The organism is Pseudomonas sp. MWU12-2345 (genome assembly GCF_023242385.1).
GTDB classification, from domain to species: domain Bacteria; phylum Pseudomonadota; class Gammaproteobacteria; order Pseudomonadales; family Pseudomonadaceae; genus Aquipseudomonas; species Aquipseudomonas gingeri_D.
This window is the reverse complement of record NZ_JALLJA010000001.1, coordinates 411,164-425,050: the sequence shown is the minus strand read 5'-3', so window position 1 is coordinate 425,050 and position 13,887 is coordinate 411,164. Positions and strand designations below refer to the sequence as shown.

General features: G+C 62.4%; 14 protein-coding genes. All 14 read right to left on the bottom strand.

Features of this window, described 5'->3' with window-relative positions; translation table 11 throughout:
- Window positions 1-64: 64 nt before the first annotated feature.
- The 14 genes from efeB to M5C71_RS01875 all read right to left on the bottom strand — a co-directional run bounded on the left by efeB (window position 65) and on the right by M5C71_RS01875 (window position 13,821).
- The gene (efeB, locus tag M5C71_RS01940) at window positions 65-1,369 is read right to left on the bottom strand and encodes an iron uptake transporter deferrochelatase/peroxidase subunit (protein ID WP_103497447.1); all 1,305 of its coding nucleotides are present in this window, start codon (window positions 1,367-1,369) and stop codon (window positions 65-67) included.
- Window positions 1,366-2,505, bottom strand: coding sequence for a hypothetical protein (locus tag M5C71_RS01935; RefSeq protein WP_103497448.1), 1,140 nt, complete (start codon window positions 2,503-2,505; stop codon window positions 1,366-1,368). The genes efeB and M5C71_RS01935 overlap by 4 nt, the downstream gene beginning before the upstream one ends.
- Before the next feature lie 110 nt (window positions 2,506-2,615).
- On the bottom strand, window positions 2,616-4,100 hold the full coding sequence (locus tag M5C71_RS01930; RefSeq protein ID WP_218171191.1) for a carbohydrate porin: 1,485 nt from the start codon (window positions 4,098-4,100) through the stop codon (window positions 2,616-2,618).
- Window positions 4,101-4,435: 335 nt separating this feature from the next.
- Entirely contained in the window at window positions 4,436-4,939 is a 504-nt protein-coding gene (locus tag M5C71_RS01925) for a TlpA disulfide reductase family protein (protein WP_103497450.1), read from the bottom strand.
- A 26-nt stretch (window positions 4,940-4,965) separates the two neighbouring features.
- Window positions 4,966-5,991, bottom strand: coding sequence for a hypothetical protein (locus M5C71_RS01920; protein WP_103497451.1), 1,026 nt, complete (start codon window positions 5,989-5,991; stop codon window positions 4,966-4,968).
- An 85-nt stretch (window positions 5,992-6,076) separates the two neighbouring features.
- Window positions 6,077-6,430 carry a DUF2946 domain-containing protein gene (locus M5C71_RS01915; RefSeq protein ID WP_248745972.1) on the bottom strand — a complete coding sequence of 118 codons (354 nt, stop codon included), beginning with the start codon at window positions 6,428-6,430 and terminating at the stop codon, window positions 6,077-6,079.
- A gap of 175 nt (window positions 6,431-6,605) precedes the next feature.
- A complete protein-coding gene (locus tag M5C71_RS01910; protein WP_103497488.1) occupies window positions 6,606-7,367 on the bottom strand; it encodes a 1,6-dihydroxycyclohexa-2,4-diene-1-carboxylate dehydrogenase in 762 nt (253 codons plus the stop codon).
- Window positions 7,368-7,377: 10 nt separating this feature from the next.
- Entirely contained in the window at window positions 7,378-8,400 is a 1,023-nt protein-coding gene (benC, locus tag M5C71_RS01905) for a benzoate 1,2-dioxygenase electron transfer component BenC (protein WP_103497453.1), read from the bottom strand.
- A 10-nt stretch (window positions 8,401-8,410) separates the two neighbouring features.
- Window positions 8,411-8,899 carry a benzoate 1,2-dioxygenase small subunit gene (gene benB, locus M5C71_RS01900; RefSeq protein ID WP_103497454.1) on the bottom strand — a complete coding sequence of 163 codons (489 nt, stop codon included), beginning with the start codon at window positions 8,897-8,899 and terminating at the stop codon, window positions 8,411-8,413.
- The gene (locus M5C71_RS01895) at window positions 8,896-10,272 is read right to left on the bottom strand and encodes a Rieske 2Fe-2S domain-containing protein (protein WP_103497455.1); all 1,377 of its coding nucleotides are present in this window, start codon (window positions 10,270-10,272) and stop codon (window positions 8,896-8,898) included. Before M5C71_RS01895 ends, benB begins: the two co-directional genes overlap by 4 nt.
- 85 nt (window positions 10,273-10,357) lie before the next feature.
- The gene (locus M5C71_RS01890; RefSeq protein WP_103497456.1) at window positions 10,358-11,326 is read right to left on the bottom strand and encodes an AraC family transcriptional regulator; all 969 of its coding nucleotides are present in this window, start codon (window positions 11,324-11,326) and stop codon (window positions 10,358-10,360) included.
- A 99-nt stretch (window positions 11,327-11,425) separates the two neighbouring features.
- On the bottom strand, window positions 11,426-12,331 hold the full coding sequence (gene catA, locus M5C71_RS01885; RefSeq protein ID WP_103497457.1) for a catechol 1,2-dioxygenase: 906 nt from the start codon (window positions 12,329-12,331) through the stop codon (window positions 11,426-11,428).
- Between the two features lie 53 nt (window positions 12,332-12,384).
- Entirely contained in the window at window positions 12,385-12,675 is a 291-nt protein-coding gene (gene catC / locus M5C71_RS01880) for a muconolactone Delta-isomerase (RefSeq protein WP_103497458.1), read from the bottom strand.
- A 24-nt stretch (window positions 12,676-12,699) separates the two neighbouring features.
- On the bottom strand, window positions 12,700-13,821 hold the full coding sequence (locus M5C71_RS01875) for a muconate cycloisomerase family protein (RefSeq protein ID WP_103497459.1): 1,122 nt from the start codon (window positions 13,819-13,821) through the stop codon (window positions 12,700-12,702).
- Between the last annotated feature and the right edge of the window lie 66 nt (window positions 13,822-13,887).

The window sequence follows — 13,887 nt, the reverse complement described above, 5'->3', positions numbered from 1 at the left end:
ATACAGCGATGATTACAGCCAAAGAGGCGCAGCCCGATACAGGCTGCGCCCTGCTCGACAGCCCTTAGCTGTCGAGCCCTTCGAACAACCCGGCACCGATGAACGAACCCTCGCTGGCACCCGGTGGGCAGGCGAAGATCCCACTCCCCACATGGGTGGTGAACTGGTTCATGATGTCCAGGGTGGACAGTTTCTTGTTGATCTTGATAAAGCCGCTGCGCGGGTCGCGCTGGTAAGCCACGAAGAACAACCCGGCATCGAGCATCATGCCCTGGCGCCATGGTGGCCAACGCTCGGCATAAAAACCCACCCCATCGTTGTAGGAGTAGGCACGCCGCAGAATCTGCGCACCGTCGTTTTCAGCGGCGGCGGACAGCCGCGCATGGGCATTGTCCGGAATGATCGGGTTGCCGTCCTTGTCTTGTGCTTCAAGATCCAGCGGGTCGGACTCGTGGGTCTTGCCCAGCGGCGCGCCACTGGCCTTGTCACGACCCACCACCTCTTCCTGGAAGCCCAGTTCCGTCCTGTCCCAGTGCTCCAGCGCGATACGGATACGCCGCACCACGACATAGGAGCCCGCCTTCATCCAGCCGCCTTCATCGCCGACCCAGACCACCTCGTCCATCATCTTGCTGTCGCGAGTGGACGGATTGTTGGTGCCATCCTTGAAACCCATCAGGTTTCGGGTGGTGCCGCCGCCAGCCGGGGGGCTGGTAAAACCGGACTGCATCCACTTGATCAGGGCCACGCCATCCGCCAGGGCGAGCAGCTCACGCAGGGCATGGAAAGCCACCTGCGGATCATCGGCACAGACCTGGATGCTCAGGTCGCCGCCACACTTCTCGGGTACCAGTTGGTCGCCGTTGAATTTCGGCAGATCGACCAGCGCTTCCGGGCGCCGCGATGCCAGGCCATAACGGTCCTTGCCATCACTGCCGACAAACAAGCCGGGACCGAAGCCAAAGGTCACGGTCAGGCGAGACGGCCTGAGCCCCTCGGCCGAACCGCCGTCCAGTGGCGCGGCATCCTTGGGCACCGCCAGTGGTTGCGCGGTCTCGCCATGGCTCATGCGATTGGCCGCAGCGGTCCAGCGCTTGAGCAGCGCGATCACATCCGCCCGCGCAGTGGTTTCCAGGTCGAACGCGGCAAACAGCGAATGGGTCTGCTGTGGCGTGACGATGCCGCCCTGGTGCACGCCATAGAACGGCTCGACTGCGGCCAACGCCTGGCCGGCCTTGGGCTTTGCCAGGCTTTCGGCCGCGGCCGCGCCGCCGGTGCCGATCACTCCCGCGGCAACGGCCAGGCTGCTGGCCGCGCTCAGGAAACGACGCCGGGACAGGCCAGGAACACTGTCGTCGTATGTACTCATTTGGCCAGGACCAGCATGTTGACGTCGTCTTCCACGTAGTAGAAGCCATCACCGGTCGGTGTCATGACCAGGCCGAACAGATCGCCGTTACCCGGTGGTGTCTGGGCCTTGTTGGCATCGATCCACTGGGCAAAGAGCTGCTTGCCGGTTTCCGGGTCGATTTCCACGACCTTGCCGTTCAAGCCGTTGGTGGTCAGCAAGTGGCCATTAGGTGCGGTGGTCAGCGCCAGCGGACGCAGCAACATGCCGTCCTTGGTCAACGTGCGGCCGACACCGGCGCTGGTGGTACGGGTGGTGGCATCCCAGATTTCGCTGATGCGGTTGGCCAGGGTATCGGAGACGTACAGCTTGTCGTCCTTGCCCATCGCCAGGCCGGTCGGGCCGACGAGGAACACACCTTTGTCAGCCTGGGCGCTGAAGCCACTGCCGACCACGGTCTGGTTGGTGATCACTGGTGGCTTGCCTTCCGGGATCTTCAGGTCCAGGCGCAGTACCGTGGACTGAATCACCACCGGTGGCGTGCCCTTGGCGCTGCCGACACCAAAACCGGCGTTGCTGACAAACAAGGTCGCGCTGGAACCGTTGTCGATCACCGCCATATTGCCCCACGGGTCGTTGATATTCGGCCCGGACCAGACATCCACCACCTTGCCGTTCGGGTCGAGCACCACCAGGCAACCGGCGCCCTTGGTGTCGGTGGTCCCGTCATTGCTCGGGGTGCTGCCGACGATCACCCAGCCACTCTTGAGCATGGTCATCGCGGTGCTGAGGCCGACGCCGCCCGGGCACTGCGGCAGGTCATGGGGCAATTGGGCAAACAACGACAGCTGCTTGGTGGTCGGGTTGTAATCGACAATGGTGGTGCCGACGCCCTGCAGGTTGGCGGCGTTGTTGAAGTTGTCGACCAGCACGTCATCCTTCTGGATTTTCCCGGCGGACACCGGCGCCACGGCAATGGCGTACGGGTTCTGGTCGCCATTGTCCGGGACCGTGGACGTCAGGGGCAGGTGCTTGTGGATGCCGGTCAGGAAACCCTGGGCATCATCCGCGTGCGCCGGCAGGGCGACATTGAAGGTCAATAGCGTGGCCAGGGCCACAAGGCCTTTGCCCAGACGCGGCAGGCTCGAATACGTCATGCAATACTCCTGATTTCTCGAAGTCGACAGGCCCTGTCGGGCAGGGCCGAAATCAAACAAAGCGGATCGGTGCGCTCGGGCCGGCGCAAAGCGCTCGGCCAGCGTCCGGTCTAGAGGGTGATGTTGGTGCGCAAGCCCCAGACCAGCGTGTCACCCATTCGCAGCGTCGGATCGTTCGGGTTCTGGCCCGCCCCTGGATTAAGCGTGTACTGAATGTCCGGTTGCAGTTGCAGCCACGGGGTCAGTTGGTACTGATAGGTCGCTTCAAGAAAGGTCTCGCCATTGCGCACGCGGTTGCCGCTGTCGAGATCCAGACCCGCGGCGCCACTGCCGACCTTGACGTAGCCCAGCGCCAGGCTGACCGTATCGGCATCGCGGCCTTCGAAAGGCGCGGCCAGGGTCACACCGGCGTTGGCACTGAAGCTGATCAGGTTGCGATCGCCCGGCGCCCCCATCAGGCGGGTGAACACGCCCACCGAACGCATGCTGTCCGGGGCCTGGCGCCAGATCATCTGGTCGGCCACGGCGTAGACGCTGTAGTTGCCCGAGTGCTCGGTGGCGGTGCCGTTGCTGTTCGGATCGGCGAGCGACAGGCCGTCGGTGCCGTAGCGCTGGTCGGCGAAGTTCTGCGTGTTGTACCAGGCGCCGAGTTTGTAGAGACCCGGCAGACCGGGGTTGGCGGTCTCCGTCTGGCCCAGAGAAGCCGGATTGACGGCGTACTGCAGCTCGGAGATGTACAGCGCGCCGGTGTGCAGGTCGAAGTTGGTGCCGTGGGCGTTCTGCCGTTGCGGGTCACCGTCGTTGGTGCCCGCCGGGTTACCGTCATAGACGCCCGCGAGGACGGTGATCGCATCGGTCGGATGGACCCGCACACGGATACCCAGGGCCGACAACGGATAGGCCGGGCCACCGGCCGGCATGTCGTAGGACGGCACCGCCGGCCAGCCGAACATGGTGTTGACGAGGGTACTGGCGTACTGGCTGACCATGAACTCCTGGTCGATGCTCTGCTGGCCGACGCGCAAATCCAGGGTCTCGTCGAGGAATTTCTGCTGGTACCAGGCTTCCCACAGACGGGTGCCGGTGTCCGCTTCGATACCGCTGGCGGTCTGCAGGGTGCCCAGCTTGTCGGCGCTGAGATTTTTCCCGTGGACGCTTATGGCGCTGATGTTCAGGGTACCGCCGGCCAGGCCGAACATCTTGAGGGTGTCGAGCTTCAGGGTCATGGTGGTGAGACCGTCGTAGTCCCCACCGCGATTCAAGCCGCCCTTGGCATTGTTCAGGTATTCGCTGGTTTCCGTCAGGCCCAGGGTCACGCCATAGGCCGCGAGGCTCGAGCGCAGCCCGCCGATATCGCCGAGCATGTTCTGGCGCGTCCAGAAACCGGTCCACTGACCGGCTGGCGCGGCCTTGATCGCCAGATCCGCTTCAGGCAGGTCCGCAGGGTTGACGTCATCTGTCGCCATGGACGGATTGGCCGTCGGCACTGCTTGCGCCGCGTTGGCGGGAGCGACCCACAGCCAGGCGACAGAGCAAGCCAGGGCGGTCGACAGAACAACACGCTGGGTGGATCGGTGGTACGACATTGCGCGCATCGATGACTCCATAAGGACTTGATCCTCACACTGCGGCAACAGGCTCGGGCCACGGGAAAGGATCAAAATGAGAATCGAAATGAGAACCGGTCTCGAATTGCGCGCATCTTAGGCCTGGGAATTTTTTAATACAATTTGTTTCAGATGAAACTTCGCCTCCAGAACATGAAACTTTTTCCCCAGGCTCTGGTTCGGGCCTCACAGGACGATATCCCCCCGCCCTTCTCGGCGCCGGCCGGAGAAAAGCACGATGTGATATCTGTAATTGGCTCCGCTATAGCGGAGCATGGCCGGTCCGAGTGCCAAAGCACTCGGCGGTTTTCAGGCTGTCAGTGCTAATGCGTCGCCAGCAACGGGTTCACCAACTGATCCAGCAGCGCCCGATCGATTTTCGGATCGCCCACGCTACCGTCCTTGCGCACCACCCCCTGCCTGTCGATGACGTAGGTCATGGGCATCCGCCAGACCCGGCCAAACCCCTTGAAATCGGCGTCCCGCTGGAACGCTGCGGGATAGCTGTAGCCGGCCATGACCTTGTGCACCATGGCGTCGTCCTCCGGCTCATCCATGCTGATCGCAATAATCTTCAGCCCTTCGCCTTTGTGCTGTTGGTAATAGGCTTCCATGGCGGGCATTTCTGCCCGGCACGGCTCGCACCAGGAAGCCCAGAAATTCACGATCACCACCTGGCCGGCCTGTTTGCGCAGATCAAAGGTCTCGCCATCCAGGGTTTTCGCCGTCAGATTCGGCGCGTGCTCGCCTACATCAATCGCCCAGGCGGGCAGACCAACCAGGCTGCAACAGAGCGCGAACAAGGGCAGCAGTCTTTTTGTGCTCATCAAGTTTCCCTCCGTCTCATGGATCACTAGAACGCGTATCGGGCGCCGATGGTCGCGGTATAGCGCGGAGCAAGCTGCACGCCGTTGACATTCTGGTAGACCGGCACCTGCACGAAGCTGTAGAGCGAGGTCTTTTTGCCGACCGGCACCGTCACACCCGGACTGAGGTAGGCCAGAGTGCCGCCGGTGCTGACGGTGTCGGCATTGGCACCCACGTCGCGCTCGACATGTCGCACATTCAGCTGGAGCTGCGGCGTGACGTAGGCGTTGCCCATGTAGCGCAGGCCGACATTCAGGTTGACGCCATCGCCTGGGCGATAGTGATCACTGGAATCAAGCGCCTTCTGCAGCAAGGCCTGGCCGAAGTAGTCCCAGTTCTTGTTCAGGGTATCCATGTAATAGACACCCAGGATGCCGTCGGTGGTCCCGGTACCCGGTTGCAGGCCACGGTCTATCGCCACAGGGCCTGGGGCGGTGGGGTCGGTGGACGGGGCGGTGTCGTCATGGGCCCCCGTGGGCAGTTTCAAGCCGAACAACACTCCCAGGTTGTGCTGCGGTGTGAACCCCTGATAACGACCGATGACCTTGACGTCGCCGAGACTGGAGGTCCTGGAGCTGTACTGGCCCCCACCATCACCTGGGGTCACACCATCCGATGCCGTGCCCAGGGTGTTATGGCTGCGAAAGATATACGGCACTTGCAGATCCACGCCCCAGCTCGCATTGAAGCTGTAGTCCAGGCCCATCGTCAGGTAGTCATTGCGGGTGTACTTTTCCACCTCCTGTGGGTTGCCGTTGTTGGAGATCTGGCTCGCGGCACCTGGAGAAATGCTGTGGCTACCACTACGCAATTGGTTCTGGTTCAGATAGTCGTAACGCAGGTCCAGTTTCAGCCCCGACGAGCTGCTGATGCCCAGATTGTCCCAATCGGAACTGAGGGTGCAGCCACAGCTGGCACAAGCCAACGCGAGGTGCGGAAATAAAGCGGTGACAGACAAAGCCGCGAGCGGCAATACGCTCCGACGGGTACGGCGCAGTGATGGCATGACCATGGGGTTGGCATTCCTGGATTAAGTTGCAACGCATAGGGGCAAACCACCCAAACAGACTGGGGAGGATTTGCCATTGCAAGGAGAATCAGGAAAAAGCAGGCGGGCCGCGCGGCTCGGAGACCAGCCAGACTGTGCTGGCGTAGGGAGGGTAGATCGCTTGTGCCAGTACGACGTCAGTGCGACCGGAAAGCTGCCACTGAACGACGCTGGGCGGTAAACCGATATCGACCGCATGGACGACACACAGCAGGCAATGGCATTCATGGTACTGGTCCGGCGAGGGATCGCGGCTGCCGGAGGACGTGTCGTGTCCGGTCATGCCGACCATGTTGCAATGCTCGCCCATCATCATCGACTGCCCATGGGCAGCCGGCAGCAACAGCATCACGCTCGGCAGCAACGCCGCAAGCATGGCCAGGCAAATGGCAAGCTGACGCAATGAGTGGGAAAACCGGGGCATGGACACGAAAGTGACGTCGCTGATTATTATTGGCGCCAAGGGTGACAAACAACGGTCACCAGTACAACGTGTCGGCAACGGTTGCGACATTGTGCCGCAACACGTTTCAGGCAACAGTCTATATATAGCTTATATAACGGCCCGGCGCGTCAGCTCAGCCCAGATCACCTCCTCCTACTGGCAAGGTCACGCCAGTAATGTAGGAAGCATCGTCGCTGGCGAGAAAAAGGATCGCCCCTGCCTGTTCGTCGATGCTGCCATAACGCTTCATCAAGCTGCTGTCCACGGTCTGCTCGACGATCTGTCGATACCAGGCTTGTTCATCGCCGCTGGGTGCCTGGGCATTGCGCGGGATACGCCGCGGCGGCGCATCGGTGCCGCCCGGTGCCGTGGCATTGACCCGAATCCCGCGGCCGGCGGTCTCGAAGGCCAGGCAGGCAGTCAGGGCATTGACCCCGCCCTTGGCCGCGCCATAGGGCACCCGATTGATCCCGCGCGTAGCCACCGACGAGACATTGACGATCGCCCCGCCGCCCTGCTCCAGCATGTAGGGCAATACCGCATGGCAGCACCAGAGGGTCGGGAACAGTGAGCGGCGCACCTCCGCTTCGATCTCGGTTTCCTGGTAATGCTCGAAAGGTTTGGCCCAGATGGTCCCGCCGACGTTGTTGACGAGGATATCGATCCTCCCGAAACGTTTCTGGGCGGCCCGCATGACCTCTGTACAAGGAGCATGCTGCTCCAGATCGGCAGTCAGGCTGAGGACCCGTTCGCCATGCAGCTCGTGGACCAGTTCGGAACGGTCCACGGCCACCAGCCAGGCGCCCTCCTCCAGCAAGCGTTCGGCCACTCGCCGACCGATGCCCTGGGCCGCGCCGGTGACCAGCGCGACTTTGTCCTTGAAACGTGGGTTCATCACGATCTCCTCAGGCGGCATCGCCGGTCACCAGGGTATTGGCGGTGAATTTCTCGTAGTGGAAGCTGCTTGGGGTCACGCCCTCTGCCTTGAAGTGCTGCCGTACGGCATCGACCATCGGCGGCGGGCCACACAGGTAAACGTCGACCTCCCCGCCGTTGAGCAACCCGGGCGCGATGTGCCGGGTCACATAACCCTGGCGCGGGTGCAGGGTCCGCGGGTCGGAGACACAGGTGACGAAGGTGAAATTCGGCAAGCGCTCGCTGAACCCTTGCAACGTCTCGACCATGACCAGGTCCTGGTCCCGGGAAACCCCATAAATCAGATGGATCGGCTGACGTTCGTTGCGCTCGGCGAGCACTTCGAGCATCGACAGAAACGGCGCCAGTCCGGTACCACCGGCCAGGAACAGCAACGGCCGGGTCACCGTGCGCAGGTAGAAACTGCCCAGCGGCCCGGCCATCGACACTTTCTCTCCGGCTTGGGCCCGACCCAGCCAGCCGCTCATCAGCCCACCCGGGACATGCTTGATCAGAAAGCTGACATGGTGCTCGCCGGGCAGGCTGCTGAACGAATACGAGCGGGTCTGTTCACTGCCGGGGACGCCGATATTCACGTACTGTCCCGGCAGGAACGCTGGTGCCTGATCAAGTTCGAAACGGACTTCCAGAGCTGCGTCGGCGTGAGCGGTGATCCCCGCCAGGGTCGCGTCGAACCGCGAGGTGCCAGTCTTGCAGGTGCCGGACGGCACCGGCACGGCCAGCACACAGTCGCTTTCGGGAATCATCTGGCAAGTCAGCACCTGGCGCTGCTCGACCTCATCGGCCCCCAGCGCTTCCTCGAGATAATCTTCGCCGAGGTCATAGGCGCCGCTTTCGCAACGGCATTTGCAGGTACCGCAGACGCCGTCGGAGCAGTCCATGGGCAGGTTGATCCGTTGGCGAAAGGCGGCGTCGAGCACCTTCTCGCCGGCCTTGCAGTCGATAAAACGAGTGACCCCATCCTCGAAGTTCAGGGCGATGCGATACGTCATGGGCCGGCCCTCAGATATGATAGATATCAATGACTTGGTGGATATAGTCGTTCTTGAGTATCACCTTCTTGCGGGTGATCAGCGGTTGCTCGCCGCTGATATCCAGGCGATAGAACGAGGTCCCGAAGTACGAATCCGTGGTCTTGTAGCGATGGCTGAGGGTATGCCAGTTGAAGCGCAGCTCGACTTCACGCTCATCACTGTCCAGCACTTCCAGGTTGGCGATCAGGTGCACGGTGCGCGGCTGCGGGGTGCTGGCGCTGGAGCGTTCGGTCTTGATCCGGAACACGCGGTCTTCCAGGCCGTCGCGGTTGGGGTAGTAGATCAGCGAAATCTCGCGCTGCGGGTCTTCGGTCAGGCTGTCGTGGTCATCCCAGGCCGGCATCCAGAATTGCGCCTGCTGGCTATAGCATTGCAGCCATTCGTCCCACTGGCGGTCGTCGAGCAGTCGGGCCTCGCGGTAGAGGAAATCCAGCAAACGATCACGTGAAAGGTTCATACCTGGCCCTCCTTGTCCGTGGCGATCAAACCTTTGCGCTCGCGCTCCAGCGCCGTGAGCAGGCTCTCGGCCCAATGCGCGTGCTGGCGCACGAACAGACCTTCGTCCTCGGTCTTGATACCGCTGAGCAGCGGTTGCATGCCCATCGCCCGGGCATTCTCGTCGGCGCCTTCCAGCCATTGTTTGGCGCCACGGCTGAGGTCGTTCCACAACGGGATCGAGCCCTGGTAGCCGGTCTGGCAGGAGCGAAACTCCTCCAGGTCATCGGGCGTGCCCATGCCGCTGACGTTGAAGAAGTCCTCGTATTGGCGGATACGGGTTGCGCGCTCCTCGGCGCTTTCACCCTTGGGCGCCATGCAATAGATGGTCACTTCGGTCTTGTCCACCGCGATCGGCCGCACCACACGGATCTGCGTCGAGAACTGATCCATCAGATAGACGTTGGGGTACAGGCACAGGTTGCGGGTCTGATCGACGATAAAGTCGGCACGTTCCTGACCCAAGCGCTCAGCCAGAGCCTGACGATGAGCATGCACCGGACGGACCTCCGGGTTGAGCAAGCGGGTCCAGAGCAGGATATGGCCATGCTCGAAGGCGTAGACGCCGCCCAGGCTTTTCGACCAGCCGTTGGCATCCACGGTGCGCGTGCCCTGGGACTCGTAGTTGCGCCGCTGCATGGTCGCCGAGTAGTTCCAGTGCACGGAGCTGACGTGGTAACCGTCGGCACCGTTCTCGATTTGCAGCTTCCAGTTGCCGTCGTAGACATAGGACGAGCTGCCCCGCAGCACCTCCAGGCCTTCGGGTGCCTGGTCGACCATCTGGTCGATGATGACCCGGGTTTCCCCCAGGTAATCGTTCAGCGTCGGGACTTGCTCCGAGAGGCTGCCGAACAGGAAGCCGCGATAGTTTTCGAAGCGCCCCAGGCGCCGCAGATCATGGGAACCGTCGCAGTCGAAGCGGTCCGGGTAGGCGCCGGTCTTGCCATCCTTGACCTTGAGCAGCTTGCCGGTGTTGCTGAAGGTCCAGCCGTGGAACGGACAGGTAAACGAACCCTTGTTGCCTTGCTTGTGGCGGCAGAGCATGGCGCCACGGTGGGCGCAGGCGTTGACCAGGCCATGGAGCAGGCCCTGTTTGTCGCGGGTGATCACCACCGGCTGGCGGCCGATAAAGGTCGTGAAGTAGTCGTTGATCTCCGGGACCTGGCTTTCATGGGCCAGGTAGACCCAGCCGCCTTCAAAGATGTGTTTCATTTCCAGCGAAAACAGTTCGGTGTCGGTGAAGATGTCGCGGCGGCAGCGGAACGTTCCGCTGGCGGGGTCTTCCTGAACCGACTCGCGGATCTGGCAGGCGAGTCTGTCGAGTGTGTCGGTCATGGGCTGGGCCCTCCATTGTTCTTGTCTCAGGCGCCCTCACCTTATGCCTGCCCTGACTGTCACAATATCCGCCCCCTGCAAATCGCTATCCGCTACGTGCAGCCCCCTCCCGCTGGCGGCGCCAGGTGTGCGAAGGCAGCTCGCCAAAGCGTTTGCGATAGGTTTCGGAGAAGCGCCCCAGGTGAACAAAACCATGGTCCAGCGCCACTTCGGTGACACTGCGGGCGCCCGGTAGCTGCAATAGCGCATGCACCCGCTCCAGCTTGCGCTGGCGCACATAGTCGCGGGGCGAAAGACCGACATGCCGTTCGAACAGTAAATACAGGGAGCGCTCGCTGACCCGCGCCACCTCGCGCAATTGCTCTACACCGATCTCATCGTGCAGATGCGCCTCGATAAATTGGCGGACCGCTTCGAAGCCACCAGCGCTCTCCGCCTCGGGGCGGACCCGTTGCACATTGCTTGCCAGCAGGCCCAGCAGCTTGCTGGCAACGATGCGTTCATACAGCGCCTGCACTTCAGGCCCCGCACAGCTCTCGGCTTCGTGACAGATCAGCGTCAGCAACGGTACGAAACCGTCCAGCCCGGCCAGGTCGCAGCGCTCGCTGTCGAAGCGAATGCCCTGGCGCGGCAGCAGCCAGTGCTGATCCAGGCAGGCATTTTCCAGCAAGCGCACCGGCAGCTTGACGATAAATTTCTCGCAATCGGCCGAATAGGTCAGGTCCACCGGATCATCCGGGTTGATCAGCAGGATCTCACCGGGCGTATAGATCCGCTCCTCGCCCCGGAAGCTTGAACGGCAGTGTCCGCTCAGCAGTATCTGCAAGTGATAGATGGTTTCCAGGGCCGGCGACGTTACCTGGACCCGGGCGCCGTAGCTGATGCGGCACAGGTCAAGGCTGGAAAAGGTCCGGTGCTTGATACTCGCTTGCGGGCGGCCCCTGGGCGGCAGGCGAATGCAATGGCTGCCGACATGCTGGTTGACATACTCGGAGACCGCATGGGCATCGGCCTGTTCGAAAATCCGGCTGCGCTCACTCAACAAAGTGGTCATGGGATAAGCCTCTCTTGTTTTTCCATCAAGGCTGGCAGGACGACAAAAGTCCCGCGGGCAGACGCACGCGGGACCTGTAACGCCGGAACGCGGCGAGGGTCAGGCTTCGAGTGCCCGCACCCGCTCACCCTTGTCCTGTTCCTTGGCGGCATCGGTCGACTGCAAGGCAAAATCGAAGTCGATCTCGGCATGCCGCCCGTTCGCGTCTTCCTTGAAGAAAATTTCGGCAATCAACTCGTCGCGGGTGGCGTAGGCAAAGTCGTCGTGCAGGTAGGGATCGCCCGCCAGGTTGATCTGTGTGGTCAGGTGACGATGACCCGGGGCGGAAATAAAGAAGTGGATATGCGCCGGGCGCTGGCCGTGCCGGCCCAGTTGATCGAGCAACTGCTGGGTCGGGCCGTCCGGCGGGCAACCGTAGCCGGAGGGCACGATGCTCTGGAAGCGGTAGCGACCTTCGGCGTCGGTACGGATGCGCCGGCGCAGGTTGAACTCCGACTGCGAAGGATCGAAGTAGGAATAGGTGCCACCGGTGTTGGCATGCCAGACATCGACCAGCGCGTGGGCCAGTGGCTTGCCGTCGAGGCCGCGGACCTGACCGCGCATAAACAGCACGGTGCCCGGATCAAGGCCGTCATCCAGCCGGGCCTCTTCTTCGCAGAGTGGCGCACCGGCCACATACAGCGGTCCTTCAATGGTCCGTGGCGTGCCACCGACATGACCGGCCTGCTCGTCTTCGGCATCCAGCAACAGGTCGAGATAGTGTTCCAGGCCCAACCCGGCGACCAGCAGGCCGGCCTCCTGGCGGCTGCCCAGTTCGTTCAGGTAGTTCACGGCCTTCCAGAACTCTTCCGGCGAGATCCGCAGGTCTTCGATCAGGCGGATGCTGTCGCTCAACACCCGGTGGACAATCTGCTTCACCCGTGGATTGCCGGCAGCCTGGTCAAGGCCGGCGGCGCCTTCGAAGAAGCTCTGGACTTCGGCGGTTTGGGAAATACGAACGGTCATGCTGCTGTTCCTCATCATTGTTCTTGTGGATGCAAACCTTGGAAAACCCCGGCTCAGCGGTCGTCGTCATGGACCGAAGAGGGATGCCTGCACAGCGCCATGACCTCGATCTCCATATAGGGATAAAGCGGCAGTTGCATCAGGGTATCGTGCAGCGCCTGGGCATCCGGCACATCAAAGACGCTGACATTGGCATACAACCCGGCGATGCGCCAAAGGTGGCGCCAGGTGCCCTCCCGTTGCAGACGCTGGGCCAGTTCGCGTTCATCGGCCTTGAGTCGCGCAGCCTGTTCGGCCGGCATGTCGGTGGGCAGTTTGACGGTCATGCGTACGTGAAAAAGCATGGTGTGTCCTCTGGGTTCAGGAAGTCAGTGGCGGGCAAAACGCGCCAGGCGTTCTTCATCGATGACCAGGCCGAGCCCGGGAGTCTTCGGGATCAGCAACTGGAAATCACGATAGGTCGGCGGTTCGACCAGAATGTCTTCGGTCAGCAGCAACGGGCCGAACAGTTCGGTGTGCCACTCCAGCCTGTCGAGGGTGGCGAAAGCATGCGCGGCCGCCAGGGTGCCGATACTGCCTTCGAGCATGGTGCCGCCGTACAGGCCGATACCCGCCGCCTCGGCAATCGCTGCCGTACGCAGCACGGCACGCGGGCCGCCGGTCTTGGCGATCTTCAGGGCAAAAATACTCGCGGCGCCCATCTGCGCCAGGGCAAAGCTGTCCTGCACCGACTCGATGGCTTCGTCGGCCATCAGCGGGATCGGGCTATGGGCGCTCAAACGCACCATGCCGGCACGATCATGGCGGGACAGCGGCTGCTCGATCAGCTCGACCCCGGCCTCGGCCAGTTGGCGACAGGCACGCACCGCCACGGCCTCGCTCCAGGCCTGGTTGACGTCCACCCGCACGCTGGCGCGGTCACCCAGTGCGCGCTTGATCGCCGCGACATGGGCGATATCCCGCGCCGGTTCGCCGGCACCGATCTTGAGTTTGAAATGGCGATGGCGGCGCAGGTCGAGCATACGCTCGGCTTCCTCGATGTCCTTGCCGGTGTCGCCGCTGGCCAGGGTCCAGGCCACTTCCACACCGTCCCGCAGCCGACCACCGAGCAGTTCGGCCAGCGGCAGCCCGAGGCGTTTGCCCTGGGCATCGAGCAACGCGGTCTCCACCGCCGAGCGGGCGAAGGTATTACCGCGAATGGCCCGGTCGACCCGTTGCATGGCGGCGTTGACATTGCTGGCGTCCTGGCCGATCAGCAGCGGCGCGAACCAGGTATCGAGGTTGACCTTGATGCTTTCCGGGCTTTCCCCGGCATACGCGAGGCCACCAATGGTGGTGGCCTCGCCGATGCCGACGATACCGTCGCTGCAACGGATACGCAGGATCACCAGCGTCTGGCCGTGCATGGTGTGCATCGCCAGTTTGTGAGGACGAATGGTGGGCAAATCGACAATCTGGGTATCGAAGTGTTCGATCGTTACAGCGCTCATGGCGTATCCATCTACGTGGTATTGGTCTTTCCGCCATGATTGACGCTCAAGGCGGTGCCGGTCCAA

Coding starts and splice junctions, on each gene's coding strand:
- M5C71_RS01910 (WP_103497488.1), bottom strand. CDS start 7,367: ATGAACCCACGTTTCAAGGACAAAGTCGCGCTGGTCACCGGCGCGGCC.
- M5C71_RS01895 (WP_103497455.1), bottom strand. CDS start 10,272: ATGACCGACACACTCGACAGACTCGCCTGCCAGATCCGCGAGTCGGTT.
- M5C71_RS01920 (WP_103497451.1), bottom strand. CDS start 5,991: ATGGTCATGCCATCACTGCGCCGTACCCGTCGGAGCGTATTGCCGCTC.
- M5C71_RS01925 (WP_103497450.1), bottom strand. CDS start 4,939: ATGAGCACAAAAAGACTGCTGCCCTTGTTCGCGCTCTGTTGCAGCCTG.
- M5C71_RS01935 (WP_103497448.1), bottom strand. CDS start 2,505: ATGACGTATTCGAGCCTGCCGCGTCTGGGCAAAGGCCTTGTGGCCCTG.
- catC (WP_103497458.1), bottom strand. CDS start 12,675: ATGCTTTTTCACGTACGCATGACCGTCAAACTGCCCACCGACATGCCG.
- M5C71_RS01875 (WP_103497459.1), bottom strand. CDS start 13,821: ATGAGCGCTGTAACGATCGAACACTTCGATACCCAGATTGTCGATTTG.
- benC (WP_103497453.1), bottom strand. CDS start 8,400: ATGACGTATCGCATCGCCCTGAACTTCGAGGATGGGGTCACTCGTTTT.
- benB (WP_103497454.1), bottom strand. CDS start 8,899: ATGAACCTTTCACGTGATCGTTTGCTGGATTTCCTCTACCGCGAGGCC.
- efeB (WP_103497447.1), bottom strand. CDS start 1,369: ATGAGTACATACGACGACAGTGTTCCTGGCCTGTCCCGGCGTCGTTTC.
- M5C71_RS01890 (WP_103497456.1), bottom strand. CDS start 11,326: ATGACCACTTTGTTGAGTGAGCGCAGCCGGATTTTCGAACAGGCCGAT.
- M5C71_RS01930 (WP_218171191.1), bottom strand. CDS start 4,100: ATGCGCGCAATGTCGTACCACCGATCCACCCAGCGTGTTGTTCTGTCG.
- catA (WP_103497457.1), bottom strand. CDS start 12,331: ATGACCGTTCGTATTTCCCAAACCGCCGAAGTCCAGAGCTTCTTCGAA.